General features: G+C 59.5%; 21 protein-coding genes. 6 read left to right on the top strand and 15 right to left on the bottom strand.

Annotated features, from left to right (window positions below):
* The first annotated feature begins 91 nt into the window (after positions 1-91).
* Complete coding sequence (locus ACR0K9_RS08625; protein WP_480535055.1) at positions 92-1114, top strand: aspartate-semialdehyde dehydrogenase; 1023 nt, start codon at positions 92-94, stop codon at positions 1112-1114.
* A gap of 112 nt (positions 1115-1226) precedes the next feature.
* On the opposite strand, the gene ACR0K9_RS08620 is transcribed toward ACR0K9_RS08625, so the two are convergent.
* A complete protein-coding gene (locus ACR0K9_RS08620) occupies positions 1227-2534 on the bottom strand; it encodes an aminotransferase class I/II-fold pyridoxal phosphate-dependent enzyme (protein ID WP_480822338.1) in 1308 nt (435 codons plus the stop codon).
* 96 nt (positions 2535-2630) lie between these two features.
* Between ACR0K9_RS08620 and ACR0K9_RS08615 the strand changes: the two genes are divergently transcribed.
* On the top strand, positions 2631-3509 hold the full coding sequence (locus ACR0K9_RS08615; protein WP_480822336.1) for a LysR family transcriptional regulator: 879 nt from the start codon (positions 2631-2633) through the stop codon (positions 3507-3509).
* 51 nt (positions 3510-3560) lie between these two features.
* On the opposite strand, the gene ACR0K9_RS08610 is transcribed toward ACR0K9_RS08615, so the two are convergent.
* Both ACR0K9_RS08610 and ACR0K9_RS08605 read right to left on the bottom strand, forming a co-directional pair.
* The gene (locus ACR0K9_RS08610) at positions 3561-4091 is read right to left on the bottom strand and encodes an SRPBCC family protein (RefSeq protein ID WP_480822334.1); all 531 of its coding nucleotides are present in this window, start codon (positions 4089-4091) and stop codon (positions 3561-3563) included.
* A gap of 94 nt (positions 4092-4185) precedes the next feature.
* A complete protein-coding gene (locus ACR0K9_RS08605) occupies positions 4186-4836 on the bottom strand; it encodes a carbonic anhydrase (protein ID WP_480535047.1) in 651 nt (216 codons plus the stop codon).
* Positions 4837-4979: 143 nt separating this feature from the next.
* Between ACR0K9_RS08605 and ACR0K9_RS08600 the strand changes: the two genes are divergently transcribed.
* The 3 genes from ACR0K9_RS08600 (at position 4980) to ACR0K9_RS08590 (ending at position 7695) form a co-directional block, all read left to right on the top strand.
* A complete protein-coding gene (locus ACR0K9_RS08600; RefSeq protein WP_480822663.1) occupies positions 4980-5369 on the top strand; it encodes a hypothetical protein in 390 nt (129 codons plus the stop codon).
* Between the two features lie 65 nt (positions 5370-5434).
* Positions 5435-6817, top strand: coding sequence for a leucyl aminopeptidase family protein (locus ACR0K9_RS08595; protein WP_480822332.1), 1383 nt, complete (start codon positions 5435-5437; stop codon positions 6815-6817).
* The gene (locus ACR0K9_RS08590; protein WP_480822330.1) at positions 6814-7695 is read left to right on the top strand and encodes a C40 family peptidase; all 882 of its coding nucleotides are present in this window, start codon (positions 6814-6816) and stop codon (positions 7693-7695) included. The genes ACR0K9_RS08595 and ACR0K9_RS08590 overlap by 4 nt, the downstream gene beginning before the upstream one ends.
* 3 nt (positions 7696-7698) lie before the next feature.
* Here the strand turns inward: ACR0K9_RS08590 and ACR0K9_RS08585 are convergent, their stop codons facing one another.
* The 10 genes from ACR0K9_RS08585 to ACR0K9_RS08540 form a co-directional block, all read right to left on the bottom strand.
* Positions 7699-8049, bottom strand: coding sequence for a DUF2794 domain-containing protein (locus tag ACR0K9_RS08585; RefSeq protein ID WP_480535039.1), 351 nt, complete (start codon positions 8047-8049; stop codon positions 7699-7701).
* Positions 8050-8129: 80 nt separating this feature from the next.
* On the bottom strand, positions 8130-9794 hold the full coding sequence (locus ACR0K9_RS08580; protein ID WP_480822328.1) for an ABC transporter permease: 1665 nt from the start codon (positions 9792-9794) through the stop codon (positions 8130-8132).
* Positions 9795-9899: 105 nt separating this feature from the next.
* Positions 9900-11117 (bottom strand): phenylacetate--CoA ligase family protein, encoded by a 1218-nt coding sequence (locus ACR0K9_RS08575; protein WP_480822326.1) that lies wholly within the window; start codon positions 11115-11117, stop codon positions 9900-9902.
* A gap of 19 nt (positions 11118-11136) precedes the next feature.
* Complete coding sequence (locus tag ACR0K9_RS08570) at positions 11137-11970, bottom strand: ABC transporter ATP-binding protein (RefSeq protein ID WP_480535033.1); 834 nt, start codon at positions 11968-11970, stop codon at positions 11137-11139.
* 109 nt (positions 11971-12079) lie between these two features.
* Positions 12080-13363: an ABC transporter substrate-binding protein gene (locus ACR0K9_RS08565; RefSeq protein ID WP_480822324.1), complete on the bottom strand. Its 1284-nt coding sequence runs from the start codon at positions 13361-13363 to the stop codon at positions 12080-12082.
* A 72-nt stretch (positions 13364-13435) separates the two neighbouring features.
* The gene (locus ACR0K9_RS08560; RefSeq protein ID WP_480535029.1) at positions 13436-14512 is read right to left on the bottom strand and encodes a branched-chain amino acid ABC transporter permease; all 1077 of its coding nucleotides are present in this window, start codon (positions 14510-14512) and stop codon (positions 13436-13438) included.
* Positions 14513-14515: 3 nt separating this feature from the next.
* Positions 14516-14773 (bottom strand): hypothetical protein, encoded by a 258-nt coding sequence (locus ACR0K9_RS08555; RefSeq protein WP_480822322.1) that lies wholly within the window; start codon positions 14771-14773, stop codon positions 14516-14518.
* A gap of 3 nt (positions 14774-14776) precedes the next feature.
* The gene (locus ACR0K9_RS08550) at positions 14777-15763 is read right to left on the bottom strand and encodes a branched-chain amino acid ABC transporter permease (protein WP_480822320.1); all 987 of its coding nucleotides are present in this window, start codon (positions 15761-15763) and stop codon (positions 14777-14779) included.
* 29 nt (positions 15764-15792) lie between these two features.
* Positions 15793-16611: an ABC transporter ATP-binding protein gene (locus ACR0K9_RS08545; RefSeq protein WP_480535025.1), complete on the bottom strand. Its 819-nt coding sequence runs from the start codon at positions 16609-16611 to the stop codon at positions 15793-15795.
* A 67-nt stretch (positions 16612-16678) separates the two neighbouring features.
* A complete protein-coding gene (locus tag ACR0K9_RS08540; protein ID WP_480822318.1) occupies positions 16679-18670 on the bottom strand; it encodes an AMP-binding protein in 1992 nt (663 codons plus the stop codon).
* A gap of 165 nt (positions 18671-18835) precedes the next feature.
* Here ACR0K9_RS08540 and ACR0K9_RS08535 point away from each other — a divergent pair, with 165 nt between their 5' ends.
* Positions 18836-19300, top strand: a complete 465-nt coding sequence (locus ACR0K9_RS08535; RefSeq protein WP_480822316.1) for a c-type cytochrome — start codon at positions 18836-18838, stop codon at positions 19298-19300.
* A 6-nt stretch (positions 19301-19306) separates the two neighbouring features.
* Here the strand turns inward: ACR0K9_RS08535 and ACR0K9_RS08530 are convergent, their stop codons facing one another.
* Together ACR0K9_RS08530 and argJ are read right to left on the bottom strand one after the other, a co-directional pair.
* Positions 19307-19705 carry a (deoxy)nucleoside triphosphate pyrophosphohydrolase gene (locus ACR0K9_RS08530; protein WP_480822314.1) on the bottom strand — a complete coding sequence of 133 codons (399 nt, stop codon included), beginning with the start codon at positions 19703-19705 and terminating at the stop codon, positions 19307-19309.
* Entirely contained in the window at positions 19702-20928 is a 1227-nt protein-coding gene (gene argJ / locus ACR0K9_RS08525; protein WP_480822312.1) for a bifunctional glutamate N-acetyltransferase/amino-acid acetyltransferase ArgJ, read from the bottom strand. The genes ACR0K9_RS08530 and argJ overlap by 4 nt, the downstream gene beginning before the upstream one ends.
* Between the last annotated feature and the right edge of the window lie 6 nt (positions 20929-20934).

The raw sequence follows: 20934 nt of genomic DNA, 5'->3' as shown, positions 1-20934 counted from the left end.
CGGTGTGAGCGGGCAGAATATGCCCCAAAGGCCCTTTTTTCTTCGCCGCAACGCAGCTATGAACGCGCGTCCTTAACTTTGGAGACATGAAATGGGCTATCGCGTCGTAGTCGTCGGCGCCACGGGCAACGTGGGCCGCGAAATGCTGAACATTCTGGCAGAACGCCAGTTCCCGGTCGATGAACTTGCTGCTCTGGCAAGCCGTCGTTCGCTGGGGACTGAGGTGACTTTTGGCGACAAGACACTCACTACCAAAGATCTGGACACCTTCGATTTCACCGGCTGGGACATGGCGCTGTTTGCCGTGGGGTCCGAGGCCACCAAAGTCTACGCCCCCAAGGCGGCGGCGGCGGGCTGCGTGGTGATCGATAACTCGTCGCTCTATCGCTATGACCCGGAGATTCCGCTGATCGTGCCGGAATGTAACCCGCAAGCGATTCACGACTACAAGAACAAGAACATCATCGCCAACCCCAACTGCTCTACCGCGCAGATGGTTGTCGCGCTGAAACCGCTGCATGACCGCGCCAGGATCAAGCGCGTTGTCGTGTCGACCTATCAGTCGGTCTCGGGCGCCGGTAAGGAAGGCATGGACGAGCTTTGGGATCAGACCAAGGCCGTCTACAACCCCACCACCGAGGTTGAGCCGAAGAAGTTCCAAAAACAGATCGCCTTCAACGTCATTCCGCAGATCGACGTCTTCATGGAAGACGGCTCGACCAAGGAAGAGTGGAAGATGGTTGTCGAGACCAAGAAGATCGTCGATCCGTCGATCAAGGTCACAGCCACCTGCGTCCGCGTTCCGGTCTTTGTTGGCCACTCCGAGGCCGTGAATATCGAGTTCGAGGAATTCTTGGACGAAGACGAAGCTCGCGACATCCTGCGCGAAGCACCAGGCATCATGGTGATCGACAAGCGCGAGGCCGGTGGCTACGTCTCGCCCATCGAATGCGCGGGCGATTTCGCGACCTTCATCAGCCGTATTCGTCAGGATTCGACCATCGAAAACGGCCTGAACCTGTGGTGTGTCTCGGACAACCTGCGCAAGGGCGCGGCTCTGAACGCAGTGCAAATCGCCGAACTGCTAGGCCGTGAGGTTCTGAAAAAGGGCTGAGATCCTTTCCCATATCCCCGATTAACAAAACCCCGCTGCACTGCCAGCGGGGTTTTCTGATTTATGGATGGGCGAAGCATTCTTGAGATATGCGCATTGAACCACGCTGTACTCAATTCACGAAACAGAGCCTGTCAAACTCGCGGCGCCAGGCAGACACCTCTGACAGTACAGGCTCATCACTCAGACCTCGTTTGATCAGGCTGGCCAAACGCGCTGCATCGTCAGAGGTCATGCCCCAGCGAACCAATTCGGGTGTGCCGATCCGAAGGCCGTTCATGTCACCCTCGACAGGATCGACAGGCAAGCCAATTCCGCAGGACAGAAACCCGTTTTTGCGCAACAGTTTCGATGCCGTTTGACCACCGCCAAACGGTTCTGCCAGAACCGCGAACTGGTGGGAATTGGTAAAGCCATCCCTTCCTGCGAAGACAGGAACACCCTGCGCATGCAGTGCTTCGGCCAGCGCCTTCGACAGCGCGATCATCTCTTGCGCGTAGGCCGCACCAAATTCTTTCCAATCCAGCATGGTGACCGCAAGCGCTGCTGTCTTGGCGGCGTCGAAATTGGCGGTCATGCCGGGGAAGGCGATTGTGTCCAGGGCTTTCGCGATTTCGGCATCATTCGAAACGATCAGACCACCGGCCGGACCGCCGAGGCTCTTGTAGGTGCTCATGGTCATGAAATGCGCACCCTCTTTCAACGGGTTAGACCACGCACGCCCGGCAATGATACCGCACTGATGGGCAGCGTCGAACATAACTTTTGCACCAACTTCATCCGCGATCGAGCGGACTTCGGCCACCGGATGTTCGAACAGATTCAGACTCCCGCCGATCGTGATCAGCTTGGGCTTTTCCGCCTTCGCCAGATTACGCAATTGATCCAGATCGACGGTGTAACCGTCAGCATTTACGGGGGCTTCGATGGTGCGCAGACCAAAAAGCCCCGCACACCCAGCCAAATGGTGAGTCACATGCCCGCCAATCGATGCAGGCGGAGCGATTATTGTATCGCCCGCTTGGCACGTCGCCATAAAACCATAGAGGTTGGCAATAGCGCCTGAAGGCACCCGAACTTCGGCAAATCGGGCATCGAATACTTCGGCACACAGCTCGGCAGCGATGACTTCGATCGCTTCAATTGCCTCCAGCCCCATCTCGTACTTGTCACCGGGATATCCCAGCGAGGGGCGGGACCCGATACCCGAAGACAACAGTGCCTCGGCCCTGGGGTTCATCACATTTGTTGCCGGGTTGAGGTTAAAGCACTCTTTTTCGTGAATGCGTCGGTTTTCCTCAGCCAGATCCTCGATTCGGGCCAACAGATCGCCCGATGGCGTCGATGCGGTCTTTGTCGCGATGTCCTGAACCAAAGTTTCGCTTGTCGCAGGCACCCAATCTCTTTGTGCAAGTGTCATTTGACGATCTCCTGTTTTTCTCAGTCTGACCGCTGTGGCGTGACATCGCAAAGCAGAATTGCTATTTCTTGGCGTAGAAAAACTAAGGCTAAAGAAATGAGCGTTGCCCCCAAACGCCCAAAGGGACCACCCCTGAATGCCATGCGCGCGTTCGAGGCAGCTGCGCGCCACGTCAGTTTTGTTGCGGCCGCCGACGAGTTGAGCGTTTCGCCGGGCGCGATCTCTCAGCACATCAAAGCGCTGGAGGGTTGGGCTGGCACGCCGCTCTTTCGTCGCAATGCCCAAGGGGTTGAACTCACACCTGAGGGGCATTCTCTAGTCGCGGATTTCACCGCCGCCTTTGACCAAATGGCCGACGCGGCCCGCGCGCTGCGCAACCTGAAGCCAAAGGCAGACTTTCATATCGCAGCCCTGCCAAGCATCGCCCAGCTCTGGTTGCCCAAACGATTGCGTCAGATCAGAGCACGCCTGCCTGATGTCAGTTTTTCCGTCACCGCCATGGAAACCCCGCCAAGTCTTGCGCGTGAACTGTTCGATCTGTCGATCTTTTTTGCCCCGCCGGGCCGCTCGCCAAACCAAATTGAGGTCAGTCAGGATACGATAGCGCCGGTTTGTGCGCCTGCGCTTCTGGATCGCATTCAAAAAGCAAACGGGTTTGCAGACGTTCCATTGCTGCACGATCAGATCTGGAAAGACGACTGGGCCATCTGGTCCCGCGAAACTGGCTGTCATCTGCGCGATGATCAAAGCGGCCCTCAGTTCTCGCTCTACAGCCTTGCCGTGGAAGAGGCCAAAGCTGGCGCAGGTGTCCTGATCGGGCATTTGTGTCTGATCGAAGACGCCCTGGCATCGGGAACGTTAACGCTTGCGCATACGCAGTCCTGCCAAACAGATCGATCTCTGGTGGTCGAGATGCCACAGCCGTCACGACGAAGGCCCGAAACGGATCAGGTCGTCGCTTTGCTGTCGGTTTGAGTGAGGATTCAAAGCAGTCACCGCGTTTCGCGCGAACTCACGCCTTCACCCTTACCCTTCAACCAGCACCTTCAAATTCTGCAGCCCGCGCTCATAGTCGCCGCCAACCCACTTATCCATCATCAGACCCATCCAGCGGGACATGGGGTTCAGGCCCAGATCGCTCTCAAAACCCCATGTGACCTGCGTGCCCGCCCCGTCAGGCTGCAACACGAACGAGGCCGAAGCCCGGCCCATCGGGCCGAAATCCAGCGCAGTGCGCACCTGCTGGTTCTCGACGCTTTCAACAATTTCCTGCGAACCGGTGCCGACCTGCGGGTGATCCGAGCTCCAGTTCAGGGTGTTGCCGACGCCTGCGTCGGGGCCGCTATAGCTCAGCTTGGTCTCAGGATCACGCGCCAGCCAGGGCGACCATTTCTCGGTCTCCTGCATCGAGTTCACATAGGGGAAGATCGCAGCGGGTGCGGCGTCGATGGTGATACTGCGCGACACTTCGGCCTTGCCGGGCAACAGGTATGAGACCCCGATCAGAGTCACGACAATCACCAGAAGAAAGACAAAAATTCGTTTGATCAATCGCATGAGTATGATCCGATATCAGAAAAGGATAACCGGATCATACCAAATAACGACAGTTTTTCAGAGCACAGTTCTGCGCCGTCAGCGATCCGCATGATCAGACGGTAACGAATTTCTTCTCGTTTGGATCATAGCATTCCAACCCGCCTTCACCGATATCGGTCCACAACCCATGCAGGCTGAGCGCGCCGGCTTCGACCGCCGAGGACACGAAGGGGAAGGTCATCAGGTTTTCGAGCGAGGCAACAACCGCATGACGTTCAAACTGACGGGCCTGATCGATGCCGTCCTCGATATCGGCGACCAGTTCAAACTTGGGTTTCAGGATTTCCATCCAGCGCCCTACGAAGCTGCTTTTGTCCTCAAGCTGCGGGGCCTGCCCCTTGCACATATCGATACAGCCCTGCACACCGCCGCATTGAGAGTGGCCCAGAACGATCAGGTGCGCCACCTTCAGCGCGGTGACCGCATATTCGATGGCGGCGCTTGTACCGTGGTGATCGCCGTCAGGCAGATAAGGCGGCACTAGGTTCGCGATGTTGCGGTGGATGAAGAAATCCCCCTGATCCGCGCCGAACATCGAGGTCACATGCACCCGGCTGTCACAGCAGGAAATCACCATCGCCCGCGGACGCTGCCCCTCGGTCGCAAGTCTGCGATACCAAACCTGATTTTCCGAGTAAGTTGTCGCTTTCCAGCCGTGGTATCGTTTGACCAGATAGTTTGGCAATGGCTTGGCAAAGTTCATTCTGATGTTCCCATGGTCCTGACTGACCCGCTCTCTAACCTGAATTCGCGCAAAATTCGAGACATTATCCCGGTGCGGCGCAAGGAATTGCAAAGATATGTGATGGCAAGGTGACGTCATGCCGTGGGGGCATGAGAATTGGGGTGAATGTGGTGGAAAAGATAATCACGCTTGAACAGAAAGAATCCGTGCGTCTGGATCCGGACCGGCTGAACAGCCTGTATCACCAGCTGGGCGACTCGAATGCGATGGACGTGCTGTGCCGCACGGTCGAAGAACTGGCGGTGCGACTGTCGAATTGCGAACGGTTCTGGCGGCAGCGGGACTGGGCTGGATTGCGCAAATGCGCACGGTCTCTGGTGGCGATTGCGGATCAGATCGGAATGACGGTGCTGGCCCGCGTAGCGGGCGACGTCGCTCAGGCCGTCGATTCCGGTGATGCGGTGGCCACCGGGGCCACGCTGGGACGTCTGATCCGGGTCGGTGAACGCTCATTGACGGCGGTCTGGGATCAGCAGGACCTATCGGTCTGAATGGGGGGTTGCGGGCGGATCGCAGGCGGCTAGTCTGGGCTCGACATGAAGCAACCGAGATGCCTATGACCCTATCCTTCGCCCCGCCCTCTGATCCTGCGCTGCCGCTGCATGTTCTGGACCAGTCCGAGTTTGACGAATGGCTGGCGGATCAGCTTGACCGGGTGCAAAGCTGGATCGCAGCAAATGGCTTTACCGCTGCTTTGGGGCAAGCCTTGCTGATCCCCGGTACCGATGGGGTACCCGAGATTGCGCTGGCAGGATATGGCAACGCCGGCAAACGTGCGCGCAAGCGGTTTCCACTGGCGGCCGCTGCCGACATCTTGCCAAAGGGCACCTATCGCATCGCCTCGGGCGTTCCGACCGAGGTGCTGGAGGCCGAGTGTTTCGGCTGGCTGATGACCGGTTACGCCTTTGACCGCTACGCGTCCGGCTCGGCGGGCAGGGCCCGGCTGGTGGCGCCGGATGGCGTTGATGCCGCGCGGATCGAAACCCTGGCCAATGCCGAGCGGCTGATCCGGGATCTGGTGAACACGCCCGCCTCGGATATGGGCCCTGAGCAATTGCAGAATGCGGCAGAGACTTTGGCCAAAGATTGCGGCGCACGCTGCACGGTCATCACTGGCGATGCGTTGCTGGAACAGGGATTTCCGATGATCCACACGGTCGGGCGCGCCGCCGCGCAAGCGCCGCGTCTGATCGAGCTGAACTGGGGCGATAGCGGGCCCAGACTGACGCTGGTGGGCAAGGGCGTCTGTTTCGACACTGGCGGGCTGAACCTGAAGCCCGGCGCGTCGATGGGTCTGATGAAAAAGGACATGGGCGGCGCGGCCAATGTGCTGGGGCTGGCTCAGATGATCATGAAGCTGGGGCTGAACCTGCAGCTGCGCGTGCTGATTCCGGCGGTCGAGAACGCGGTGGCAGGCAATGCCTTCCGCCCCGGTGATATCCTGACCGCCCGCAACGGGCTGACGGTCGAGATCAACAACACCGATGCCGAAGGGCGTCTGGTGTTGGCCGACGCGCTGACGCTGGCAGACGAGAGCAAGCCGGACCTTGTGATCTCGATGGCGACACTGACCGGGGCGGCTCGGGTGGCTGTCGGGGCCGATCTGGCGCCGTTCTATACCGATGATGACGGGGCTGCGGATGCGCTGGCGCGGGCGGGCCGGTCTGCCGCTGATCCGGTCTGGCGGATGCCGTTTCATGATCCCTATGAGGCGCTGATCGAACCGGGGATCGCCGATCTGGACAATGCACCGTCGGGCGGGTTTGCGGGCTCGATCACCGCCGCGCTGTTCCTGCGCCGCTTTGCCGGTGACAGCCGGTACATGCATTTCGACATCTATTCCTGGCAGCGCGGCAAGGAACCGGGGCGCAGCAAGGGCGGGCTGGGACAAGGCCCGCGCGCGCTGCTGACCGCCCTGCCGGAGATTTTAGAACTATGACGGATCGAAGGTTGCTGCCGTTCAACGGCCGGGTCGCGCATTCATTGCTGAAAGGTCAGGTCGAGGCCGAGGTTTTTACGGACGGTGAACCCTATCGCATTCAGTCCTTTGTACGGGACGTTCTGGATAAACCCGATGGCAGCCGTCAGTGCCAAATGGTGTGTGGTGAAGTGTTCATCATCCTGGACAGGGCGCAGAACGATTTGTTCGGGTTTCGCGAAAAAGATGGCTATGTCGGATGGGTGCGCAACGAAATACAGAGACGTCCGATTCAACCAACGCATCGGGTTTGCGTTCCGCGTGCAGTATCGCTGCAACACCCCGATGTGACCAAAAACGCGAATGAACATGTTCTGCCTTTTGGGACTTGCGTTGAATACTGGCCACGCCGTGACCCGGAGCGCGAAAACGCCATTCGGTCAACCGGCTGGGTTTGCGTGAAGGAAGAGGGTCATGTCCCTACGCCTCGGTATATTCGCGAAACACAGCTGGCCGAATTGGACTGGGTGGCGTCAGACCCTGTGAGCGTCGCAGAACAGTTTCTTGCGACCCCTTACCTCTATGGCGGTGACACAGGGCTTGGGATTGACTGTTCGGGGTTGGTTCAGATTGCGTTTCAGTCCTGCGGATTGCCCTGCCCACGCGATGCCGACATGCAATCTGAGTTCTTCAGGCCGATCTCAAAACCTGATCTGCGTCGTGGCGATCTGGTGTTTTGGAAAGGTCACGTGGGCATGATGCTGAATCACGACACGCTTTTGCATTCGAACGCATATCACATGGCTGTTGCCAAAGAGCCTCTGAAGGAGGCCATTGCGCGTATTGGTCAAAAAGAATTCGGAGCAGTAACGGGATATGCCCGACACCCTGAGTTTTAGACTCTAATCAAGGTCGACCGAGCGGATCAGCTTGCGCTCAAGCACGCGCAGGACGGCGCGCAGGTCGTGCCCGCGTTTCAGGATGCGCCCGTCCATGCCGATCACTGAATACATCCCCTGCCGCTGCCGCAGGCGGGGGTGTTTCTCGACCCGATAGATCGGATGTTCCGCCGTGCGGCGAAAGATCGAAAACACCGCCATGTCCCGCAGGTTCGAAATCCCGTAATCACGCCATTCGCCGGCGGCGACCATTCGGCCATAGACTGACAGGATTTGAGACATCTCACGCCGGTCAAAGGCGACCGGCATCTGGGCAGAGCCGGACCCGAACCGGCTGGGAGGCTGCATGTTCATGTCACAAGCCTTGCCGGAAATCGCGCTCGAATCAAGCCCGACGCAAAACGGGTGTGGTATTTTTGAAGCGCTGTGAGGGGTTAACGCCGCCCGACCTGACGGCAAATCAGGATCACCGGCAGCAGCCCTACGGCCAGAATGACCAGCGACGGCACCGCCGCACCTTCCAGCCGTTCGTCCGAAGCCAGCCGATAAGCCTGCACCGCCAGCGTGTCGAAGTTGAAGGGGCGCATGATCAGGGTGGCAGGCAATTCCTTCATCACGTCGACAAAGACGATCAGCAAAGCGGTCAGCAGCGACGGCGTCAGGATCGGCAGATGTACCCGGCGAAGCGTTCCCAACGGGGTCTGTCCCAGCGACCGTGCGGCGGCATCCATATTGGCGTGAACCGTGCTCTGCCCGCCTTCATAAGCGCTGAGCGCGGCAGCCAGAAACCGTACCATATAGGCCGCAATCAGCAGCCAGATCGAGCCGGTGACCAGCAGTCCGGTCGATATGTCAAAGGTCTGGCGCATCCACGCGTCCAACGCATTGTCGAAGCTTGCGAAGGGCACGATCAGACCCACCGCGATCACTCCACCCGGTACCGCATAGCCAAGCCGCGCCAGATACCCGGCAGTGGCCGACCCCCGCCCGGGTCTGAGGCGTTGGAAAAAGCCGATACAGACCGCCGCGCTGACCGTGATCACGGCGGCCGTGCCTGCCAACGTCAGTGAGTTCTGAACAAACCCGACATAGCGGCGCGACAGCAGATTTTGCTCGGATTCAAGCCCCATCTGCACCAGAATCGCCACCGGCAGCAGGAACCCGAACAGGACCGGAATGGCACAGAGCAGAAATGCAGCAAGCGACTGCCAGCCCTTCAGCTGTGCCGCAGGCAGAACCGCGTGGCGCTTACCCGCCTGATAGTATTTGGCCTTGCCGCGCTGGGTGCGTTCGGTCACCGCCATGACCAGTGCAAAAGCCAGCAGACACAAGGCCAGTTGCGCCGCCGCGGCGCGGTCGGCCATAGAGAACCAGCTGGTGTAGATGCCAGTGGCAAAGGTCTGCACGCCGAAATAGGCGACTGTGCCAAAATCGGCGATGGTCTCCATCACGGCCAGCAAGACGCCGCCTGCAATCGCCGGGCGGGCCATGGGCAAAGAGACGCGCCAGAAGGCGTGCCACGGGCCATTGCCCAGCGCGCGGGCAGCCAGAAACGCTGTGGCGCTTTGCTGCAGAAACGCCGCGCGGGCCAGCAGATAGACATATGGATAGAGCACGAGGATCAGCATCACCGCCGCGCCCTCGGTCGAGCGGATCTCGGGGAACCAATAGTCGCGCGGGCCCCAGCCGGTCACATCCCGCAGCGTGGCCTGAACGATTCCGGGGTGATCCAGGATGAACGTGTAGGCATAGGCCAGTACATAGGCCGGGAAGGCCAGCGGCAGGACCAGGGCGATTTCCAGAAATCGCACCCCGGGAAAGCGGGTCATCGTGACCAGCCACGCAGCGCCTACCCCGATCGAGAATGTGCCCGCTGCGACCAGCACCACAAGGATGGCTGTGGTCAGTGCGTATCCCGGCAAAACAGTCTCTAACAAATGGGAAATCGTTTCCGTCCCGCCGGTTACGGCGGCCAGAACAACCGCCACCATTGGCAGCAGACAGGCCGCGGCGACAACGTAGGCAATGCCGCCGACAAGACGCGTGCCAAATGCACCGCGATTGTGCGTTCCGTGTTCTGAATATTCGACTTCGGCCATGGCGTCTGACTGATAATCCCGCAGGGTCTGCCTTTAATCGACCAAAATGCTAAGAAACACCAGTGGGCAGGCCAACAAATCTGCGGCACACAGCGCCGCAGACCGTTATTCGTAGACGCGCTGATCTTCGATCACCAAGCCGTCCTTGGGCAGAGATCCCGGCGCCACCACCTCGACCGCGCCCTTCAGTTTCAGCACCTCGACCACGGATTTGGCATAGGCGCCATCATTCTCGCAGGGGCTTTCGATCTGGACGGTCATGGTATCCATCTCGCCCTGACGGGCGGCGATGACCCGCGCCTTGACGATTTCGTCATGCTTGTCGACCAGCGCCGCAACCTGTTCGGGGCGGACGAACATGCCCTTGATCTTGGTGGTCTGATCGGCGCGGCCCATCCAGCCCTTGATGCGCAGATTGGTCCGGCCACAAGGGGACGCGCCCGGCATGATCGCGGACAGATCCCCGGTGGCAAAGCGGATCAGCGGATAGTCGGGGTTGAGCGTGGTGACCACGACCTCACCCACCTCACCGGGTGCGACAGGCGTTCCGGTGCCGGGGGTGACGATCTCGACGATCACATGCTCGTCGATGATCATCCCTTCCATCGCAGAGGATTCATAGGCGATGTTGCCCAGATCGGCAGTGGCATAGCATTGCAGGCAGGCAATGCCCCGGTCCGCGTATTCCTGACGCAACGACGGGAACAGCGCGCCGCCGCCCACAACGGCCTTCGAGAATTGCAGGGCAACGCCCATCTCATCGGCTTTGTCGAGGATGATCTTCAGATAATCCGGCGTTCCTGCATACGCGGTGCAGCCAATGTCGCGCGCGGCTGTCACCTGAAGTTCGGTCTGCCCCGTGCCCGCAGGCAGCACGGCCGCGCCAACCGCCTGCGCGCCGCTTTCGAAAATCATCCCGGCGGGGGTCAGGTGATAGCCGAAACAGTTCTGCACGATATCGCCCGGACCAACTCCGGCGGCGTTCAGGAACCGGCCCATCCGCCACCAGTCGTGATCGGTGCTGCCGGGTTCATAGATCGGGCCCGGCGACTGAAACACATGCTGGAAATGCCGCGCCGGTTTGACGGTAAAGCCACCAAAGGGCGGGCGAGCTCCCTGCGCCCGCGTCAGATCAGATTTGCGCAGCACCGGCAGTTTGGCCAGTGCCTCGGCGCTGGTCACCGCAGCTGCGTCGATCCCCGCAAGGATATCCGCATAGCCCGGGGCCGATTGCGCGCGCGCGATCTGGGCGGGCAAGGCGCGCGCGTGATCGGCAGCACGTTCATCGGTGGATCGGGTTTCAAGTTCGTCAAAATAGGTCATCGAAATATCCTCCACCCGCTTACAGCCATCTCTTGCGGCGGCGGTATGAGCGCACGTCGCGAAAGCTTTTGCGGCCTTCGTCCGACATGCCGAGGTAAAATTCCTTGACGTCCGGGTTCTCGCGCAGTTCAGCAGCGGGGCCGTCCATCACCACGCGGCCCGATTCCAGAATATAGCCGTAATGGGCAAACCTCAGCGCCACATTGGTATTCTGCTCGGCCAGCAGGAAGGACACGCCTTCCTTTTCGTTCAGGTCCTTGACGATGCCGAAAATCTCTTCGACCAGCTGCGGGGCCAGACCCATCGAGGGTTCATCAAGAAGGATGGTCTCGGGCCGTGACATCAGCGCCCTACCCATCGCCACCATCTGTTGTTCCCCGCCCGAGGTGTATCCGGCCTGTGACCGGCGGCGTTCCTTGAGGCGCGGGAAGTAATTGTAAACAAGCTCCAGATCCTGCTGGACCGCGGCGCTTCCGTCCTTGCGGGTATAGGCTCCGGTCAGCAGGTTTTCTTCGACCGTGAGGTGTTCGAAACAGTGGCGGCCTTCCATCACCTGAATGACGCCCTTTTCGACCAGCGCAGCCGGGTCGCTTTCATGCACGCTTTCGCCGCGGTATTTGATCGAGCCTTTGGTGACCTCGCCCCGTTCCGAATGCAACAGGTTCGACACGGCCTTCAACGTGGTTGTCTTGCCCGCACCGTTGCCACCCAGCAAGGCCGTGATGCCGCCCTTGGGCACCGTCAGGCTGACGCCTTTCAGCACGAGGATCACATGGTTGTAGATCACCTCGATATTGTTGACCTCAAGCAGGGTTTCCGCCTGCACGTCAGTGGTTTGTGCCGCATCCAGCATCAGCGCGTGTCCTCATGCCTGCCCCGGAAAGGGTGGTTCGTAAGAAGCGGCAGGCAGCCCGCCGCTCCGGTTGTCTGGGCGTCCCGGATCGCTCCGGGACGCGTTAGGCTTATTCGCAACGCGGCGAGATGTTGTTTTCGGCCGCGTAAGCTGCAGAATCTTCTGCAATCAACTGACCAATCACCTCTGCGTCTGTCGGCTTGAACTCCTGGATCTGGTTCCAGCTTCCGGTCGATGCATCCCACTGCACGACCCCCACCAGACCCGGACCGCCGTGGTTGTCACAGCTGACCGAGAATTCAGGTCCGAACCCGGCCATGCCGAGCCCTTCCATCTTGGCGTTGGTGATTTCCAGCGCTTCCATACCGTCCCGCATCATCGCAGGGGTGATGTCGGCGACACCGTGCATCTCTTGTGCGGTCTTGATGGCCTCTGAGGCCAGCATCGCCGCATAGAGGCCGCGGTTATACTGAACGGCGCCTAGTTGGTCGCCAGCACCGGCAGCCTTGCCGCCATCGACAACGTATTTCCGCAGATCGTCATAGACGGGGTAGTCGTCGCCCAGACCGGTGAAGGTCAGCGCCTTATAGCCCGTGGCTTTGTCACCTGCCGGTTCCACGTCGAATTCGGCACCCGACCACCAGACACCGATGAAGTTTTCCATCGGGAAACGGATGTTGGCGGCTTCCTGAACCGCGACCTGATTCATCACGCCCCAGCCCCACATGACCACATAGTCGGGCTTTTCACGGCGAATTTGCAGCCATTGCGACTTCTGTTCCTGACCGGGATGGTCGACCGGCAGCAGCGTCAGATCATAGCCGTGTTTCTCGGCCAGCATCTCCAGCGTGCGGATCGGCTCTTTGCCGTAGGCCGAGTTGTGATAGACCAGCGCGATTTTCTTGCCGCTCAGGTCGCCGCCGTTTTCATCCAGCAGGTAGTTGATCGCGCCCGACGCACCGTTCCAGTAGTTGGCCGGATAGTTGAACACATTGCTGAACACCTTGCCGTTTGCAGCCGATGTCCGGCCATAGCCCATGGTATGAAGCGGGATGCCATCGGCGGTCACTTTGGGAATCAACTGATAGGTGATCCCGGTCGACAGCGGCTGATAGACCAGCGCGCCTTCGCCCTTGGTAGATTCATAGCATTCCACACCTTTTTCGGTGTTATACCCGGTCTCGCATTCGACCACGCGCACCGGAACACCGCCGATACCGCCGTCACGCTCGTTCAGCAGGGTGAAATAGTCGTTATACCCGTCCGAGAACGGAATGCCGCCCGCCGCATAGGGCCCCGTGCGATAGCTGAGATCCGGGATCACCAGATCCGCCAGTGCGGGGCCCGAGGCCATCAGCGCACCCAGCGCCAGGGTTGCCAGTTTCTTGTTCATCGGGTGTCTCCTCCCTTGATTGATCCGATGTTGAGTTCGGGTTTTGCACCCGTCTTCTGGTTGGGCCGGTCCTTAGTGCGGGAACGGCCAGAGTCTGAGTTTCTCTTTCGCCACACGCCACAGCTGCGCCAGCCCGTGTGGTTCGAGGATCAGGAACATGATGATCAGCGCACCGACGATCACCAATTGCAGGTGCGCCACGATATCGGTGGGCCAGCCCAGCACATCGACGCCGACCACCTTCAGAACCACCGGCAGCAGCACCAGAAAGGCCGCGCCCGCAAAGGAACCGAAAATAGACCCTAATCCGCCAATAATCACCATGAACAGCACCAGGAACGATTTCTGGATGCCAAACACTTCGCCCACCTCGACCGCGCCCAGATACACCGCAAAGAACAGCGCGCCCGCGACGCCCACGAAGAAGGAACTGACGGCAAAGGCGGTCAGCTTGGCCTTGAGCGGGTTCACCCCGATGATCTCGGCCGCGATATCCATGTCGCGGATTGCCATCCACGTACGACCAGTGGTGCCGCGGGTCAGATTGCGCGCGATGATGGCGCAGACAGTCAGGAAGATCAGACAGAACAGATAGGTGGCCCAGGCCGGAGCATTCGGGCCGGTGATGATGATGCCGAACACGTCGCGTTCCGGTGCGTTGATCTGGCCCGAAGCCGAGTAGTTGTAGAACCACGGCACCCGGTTGAACAACCACACAAGAAAGAATTGCGCCGCCAGCGTCGCAACCGCCAGATAGAAGCCCTTGATCCGCAGCGATGGCAGGCCGAACAGCACCCCCACGATGGCGGTGATGCCGCCTGCAAGGATCACATGGATGAACATGCTGACATCGGGAAAGGCCGTCATCAGCTTGTAGCAGGCATAAGCCCCCACAGCCATGAACCCGCCGGTGCCCAGGCTGACCTGCCCGCAATAGCCCACCAGAATGTTCAACCCGATCGCAGCGATGGCATAGATCAGGAACGGCAGCAGCAGCGCGTTGGCCCAATAGTCGTTGATGATGAACGGAATGATCCCGAACGCCACCGCCAGTACGACGTAATACCGATACCTGTCGAACTTGATCGGGAAAGTCTGGCTGTCGGCGGTGTATGAGGTTTTGAAATCCCCGGCCTCACGATAGAACATATCTTACTTTCCCCATTCTTCCTGCGCCCGGTCGCGGGCAGCGGCATCCAGTTGATTGGACCCTTTGGCATATCCGGTCGCCTCAGAGGCGCGCACCAGTTTCATGTAGGCCAGAACGCCCATGACCAATCCGGCAAAGGCCAGAAGCACCGCAATCACAAGCTGGCCTTCGCTCAGATCGCTGGACGTCAGGGCGATGTAGCCGAAGGCCCAGAACCCCGCCCATGCGATCACGTTGATGATGGCAATCAGCTTGGTCATGCCCTACACCCTCTCGATGATCTTCTCACCGAACAAGCCCTGTGGCCGGAACACCAGAAAGATCAGCGCCAGCACATAGGCAAACCAGTTCTCGGTCGCGCCGCCGACCATCGGGCCGATGGCGAACTCGAACAGCTTCTCGCCCACACCGATGATCAGCCCGCCGACGATGGCACCGGGGATCGAGGTAAACCCGCCCAGCATCAGCACCGGCAGCGCCTTGAGCGCGATCAGGCTCAGCGAAAACTGCACGCCCGACTTTGTGCCCCACATGATGCCCGCGACCAGAGCCACAAACCCGGCCACCGACCAGACCATGATCCAGATGAAGTTCAGCGAAATCCCGACCGATAGCGCCGCCTGATGGTCATCCGCCACCGCACGCATCGCCCGGCCCTGCTTGGTGTATTGGCTGAACGCGACCAGAGCCGCCACCAGAAGCGCTGCGATGATCGTGGCCACAATGTCCAGATTGTCGATGAAGAAGCCGTAATCGAAGATGTTGAAGGTGGTCTCGTCAATCCACAGGTTGATGCCCTGTGGCAGACCCACATCCAGAGTCTTGATTTCCGACCCCCACATCAGGTCGGCCACACCTTCAAGGAAATAGGCCAGACCAATGGTTGCCATGAACAGGATGATCGGCTCCTGCCCTACCAGATGGCGCATGACGAACCGCTGCACCGCCCAGGCCAGCAGCACCATCACCGCCATAGTCAGCAGAATTGCCAGCAGCGCCGGCACGTTCCATCCGAAATTATAGACATGGGTGCCGAAAGTGGCATTGATCAGATGCGCAAACGGCACCTGACCGTTCATTATCCCGACCAGCGTCATCGCCGCGAACAGGGCCATAACCCCTTGCGCGTAATTGAAAATCCCCGACGCCTTGTAGATCAGCACAAAGCCCAGCGCGACCAGCGCATAGAGCACCCCGGCCATCAGACCGTTGAGGATAACCTCCATCGCAAATACGAGTTGTTCAGGCATGTCAGCCCCTCCCCAATTCTGCCAAGGCTTTAGTCATGGCTGACCCCCAGATAGGCGTCGATGACTTCCTGATTGCTGCGCACCTCGTCCGGTGTGCCGTCACCGATCTTCTTGCCGTAATCCATCACCACCACCCGGTCGCTCAGGTCCATCACCACGCCCATGTCATGTTCGATCAGCGCGATGGTGGTGCCAAACTCGTCATTCACGTCGAGGATAAAGCGGCTCATGTCCTCTTTCTCCTCGACATTCATCCCGGCCATCGGCTCATCCAGCAACAGCAGTTTCGGTTCCGCCGCCAGCGCCCGCGCCAGTTCAACGCGTTTCTTCAAGCCGTAGGGCAGGCGGGAAACAGGCGTCTTGCGGATGTGCTGAATCTCAAGGAAATCGATGATCTTCTCGACCGCCTCTCGGTTTTCCGTCTCTTCCGCCTCGGCTTTTCCCTTCCACAGCGCCTGCTGCAGAATGTTGGTCTTCATGAAACTCAGGCGCCCGGTCATCACGTTGTCCAGAACGCTCATCCCCTCGAACAGAGCGATGTTCTGGAACGTCCGCGCAATGCCCTGCTGCGCCACCTCAAAGGGCCGCATCGGCGGGCGTTTGGCGCCGTGAAACCAGACCTCACCCTCTTGCGGGACATAGAACCCCGAGATCACGTTCAGCATCGAGGACTTGCCCGCCCCGTTCGGCCCGATAATGGCCCGGATCTCACCCTCGCGGATATCGAACGAGATATCCTTGATCGCCACCACACCGCCAAAGCGCAGGGTGATGTTCTTCATCTCCATCACCACGCCGCCGATCTTGCGACCGTCCTCGGTGACATAACCTTCGGAATTATCCAGCATCAGAACCTCCCTGACACGAAAAACGGGATGGCGGGCGGGGCGATGACCACAGGTCGAGCGGCGCGCGTCATTCCGCCGCCACCTTGTGCTGAGCGACCGGCACAACCGGTGCGTCGACGATCTCCAGCGTCGCAGAAATAGAGCCCTTGCGACCATCCTCGTAAGTAACCTCGGTTGTGGTCGAAACACTCGACGACCCGTCGTAGAGCGCCGCGATGATGTCGCTGAACTTGTCCTCGACAAAGCCGCGCCGCACCTTGCGGGTCCGGGTCATTTCGCCGTCATCAGCATCCAGTTCCTTGTGCAGCACCACAAAGCGATGCACCTGACAGCCCGACAGCATTTCATCGGCGGCAACCGACTTGTTGACCTCTTCCACATGGGCCTTAATCGTCTCTAACACACGCGGATGGCCCGCCAGCTCCTGATATGAGGCATAGGCCACGTTGTTGCGTTCCGCCCAGTTCCCCACCGCCGTCAGGTCGATATTGATGAAAGCAACGCAGCGATCCTTGCCGTTGCCGAACAGCACAACCTCAAGGATATCCGGGTAGAACTTCAGCTTGTTCTCAACATATTTCGGCGCAAACATCGAGCCGTCAGCCATCTTGCCCACATCCTTGGCCCGGTCGATGATGCGCAGATGGCCACTGCTTTCCTCGATGAACCCGGCATCTCCGGTGGCCACCCAGCCCTCGGCATCCTTGGTCGACGCGGTGGAGTCGGGGTTGTTGTAATACTCCACAAACACCCCGGGCGAGCGATAGTGAATCTCGCCTTTGTCATCGATCTTCAGCTCGACATCCGGTGCGGGTACGCCAACGGTATCGGCGCGCACCTCGCCGTCGGGCTGCACGGTGATGAATACGGTCGCCTCGGTCTGGCCATACAGCTGTTTCAGGTTGATGCCTAAAGAGCGATAGAAATCAAAGATCTCCGGCCCGATCGCCTCACCCGCCGTATAACCCACGCGGAAGCGGCCATAGCCCAGCGTATCCTTGAGCGGACCGTAGACCAGCAGATTGCCCAGCGCGTATTTCAGTTTATCGCCAAAGCCAACCGGCTTGCCGTCCAGCAACAATCCCCCAACCTTCTTGGCGTGCGCCATGAAGTGATGGAACATGCGCTGCTTCAGCTTACCCGCGTCTTCCATCCGGATCATTACATTGGTCAACTGCGTCTCGAACACGCGCGGCGGGGCGAAGAAATAGGTCGGTCCGATCTCGCGCAGGTCGGTCATCATTGTGTCGGCGCTTTCGGGGCAGTTCACGCAGAACCCGCACCAATAGGCCTGTCCGATGGAGAAAATGAAATCCCCCACCCACGCCATCGGCAGGTAGGACAGAATATCTTCATTCCGGGTCAGGTGATCAAACTCAGCGGAATTCTTAGCGCTCTCGATGACATTGCGGTTCGACAGCACCACGCCCTTGGGCTTGCCGGTCGTGCCCGAGGTGTACAGCATCACGCAGGTGTCGTCATAAGTAATCGCAGCGATACGCTTGTCCAGCTCCGCATCGAACCGCGCGTGACCGGCATTGCCTTCGGCCATGATGTCCTCAAGCGCGTTCATCTGCGAGTGGTCGTATTTTCGCATCCCCCGCTTGTCGGTATAGAGTATGTGTTTGACCTGATGCAGGTTTTCCTGAATCTCGATGACTTTGTCGACCTGCTCCTGATCACCGCAGACGACGTATTTCGCACCGCAATGTTCCAGCACATAGGCCATCTCTTCGGCGACCGAGTCCTGATACAGAGGCACCGGAACCGCGCCCACCATCTGCGCGGCGACCATCGACCAGTAATGCGCCGGACGGTTGCGGCCTATGACGGCGATATGGTCGCCCGGTTCAACACCGATTTCCAGAAACCCCAGCGCGATGGCGCGGATTTCCTTGGCGGCCTCGGCCCAGCTCCAGCATTGCCAGATGCCGAATTCCTTTTCGCGGTAAGCCGGGGCATCCCCGAACTGCATGACATTGCGGTGTAACAGCGCCGGAAGGGAGTGCACCCCTTCAGCGCCCGACTGCGTCTGAGCCAATCTCTTTCTCCTCCCCATCCGGCTCTCCTCAAAGCCGGAAATGGCGGGTCCGGGTCAAGCCCCGGACGCCAATGCCCCGATAAGGGACGTGAGAAAGATCAGCGTCAACTTTTTCCTGATGTTTTCTCAATTCTTACGAATTGTAACAGGGGCGGAGCTATTGAGTGGGATGAGTGAACGTTGATGCGAAGCACGGATGGATCGTTTGAGTTTTTGCGGATTTCGGTTGGAGACCAAATCGCTGCGATTCTCACATTGAATATGATTGTGCTACCATCTGATAAGCAAAGGATTGCGAGGAGGCACGATATGATCAAAGCTGTCCTAGCGATAATGGCTGCGGCAGTCACTTGCATGACTAGTCCCGTACTAGCAGAGGGTGACCTGGAAAACGGTCGGGATCTTGCGCAAAGAGACTGTTCCCACTGCCATGGAATCGATGGAAATGCCCGATCAACGTCGTTTCAGCCAGTACCTATGTTGGCCGGGCAACCGGCTGTTTACCTGTTACAAGAGATGCGGAACTACGCATCCGGCGCCCGCGTAGATAGTAGTAAGAACGCGGCAATGACCAGGAAGTTAAAAGAGCTGAGCAACCAAGACCTACAAGACATTGCCGCATTCTTCGAGGCACAGAAGCGGTTTTAGACTCAATTACAACCAATCCCGTAAAATCGGGATCAACGGCACATCTGCCGCGGGCATAGGATAGTTCCGCAAATCATTCGCGCGCACCCATTTCAGCGCCTGCCCTTCTTTCGATTGCGGTATCCCCTCCCACTTGCGACAGGCGAACAGCGGCATGAGCAGGTGGAAATCGTCATAGCGGTGGCTGGCGAAGGTCAGGGGTGCGAGGCACGAGGCCCATGTGTCGATGCCCAGTTCCTCGTGCATCTCGCGGATCAGCGCGGCTTCGGGGGTTTCGCCGGGTTCGATCTTGCCGCCGGGGAATTCCCAGAGACCGGCCATGGATTTACCCTCGGGGCGTTGGGCCAGCAGGACGCGGCCCTCGATGTCGATCAGGGCGACGGCAGATACCAAAACTGTTTTCACGAGCGGTAATCCGCGTTGATCTCGATATAGCCGTGGGTCAGATCGCAGGTCCAGACGGTGGATGCGCCCTCGCCCAATCCCAGATCGACGGCGATCACCAGATCCTGACCTTTCATGTAGGCGGCAGCGTCTTCCTCGCGGTAGTCGGGGCTGACCCAGCCTTTTTCAGCGACGAGAATGTCTCCGAAGGAGATGCTCAGCAGATCACGGTCGGCGGCGGCCCCGGATTTGCCGATGGCCATGACCACGCGGCCCCAGTTCGGGTCCTCGCCCGCGATGGCGGTCTTGATCAGTGGGGAATTGGCGATGGCCAGCCCGTGGGTCTTGGCGTCGGCGTCCGTGGCGGCGCCGGTCACGCGGATTTCCACGAATTTCGTGGCCCCTTCGCCGTCGCGCACCACCTGCTGCGCGAGGTCCAGCATCACTGTTTCCAAAGCCTGCTCAAACGCGGCGTTGCCGGTGGCATCAACGCCCGAGGCTCCGGTAGCACAAAGCAGCAGGCTGTCCGAGGTCGAGGTATCACTGTCCACGGTGATGCAGTTGAAGGTCCGGTCGGTCTGCGCGCCCAGCATTGCCTGTAGCGCGGATTGATCCACCTGCGCATCGGTGAAGATATAGACCAGCATCGTCGCCATATCGGGCGCGATCATGCCGGACCCCTTCGCAATCCCCGCAATAGAGACTGTTTTGCCGTCAATCTCGACCTGAGCGGAAGCCCCTTTCGGGAAAGTGTCCGTGGTCATGATCGCCCGCGCCGCGTCCTCGATAGCGTGACGGCTGAGGCCCGTTTTCAGCGTCTCAAGCTGCGCGACAATACGGTCATGCGGCAGCGGTTCGCCGATGACGCCGGTCGACGAAGTAAACACCCGTTCGACCGCTACGCCGGTGGCTTTGGCGACGGCTTGCGTCACCTCGGCCACCGAGGTCTGGCCGTAATGGCCGGTAAAGGCATTGGCATTGCCCGAGTTCACAAGGATCGCCGCAGGCCCGTCACTGGACCCGCCGATCTTGTCCTGACAATCCAGAACAGGGGCCGAGCGGGTGGCCGAGCGGGTGAAGACCCCGGCCACCGAAGTGCCCGGATCAAGCACCGCCAGCATCACATCGGTACGGCCCTGATAGCGCACGCCTGCCTCGACCGTGGCAAAACGCACGCCGTCGATGGCGGGCAGATCGGGAAAGCCCGCCGGGGCCAGCGGAGAGACCTTGGTAATCGTCGCCACGGAAAC

It is taken from the genome of Ruegeria sp. L12, assembly GCF_056531745.1.
The sequence above is the reverse complement of the archived record's forward strand: the minus strand, read 5'-3'. Positions and strand labels throughout refer to the sequence as shown.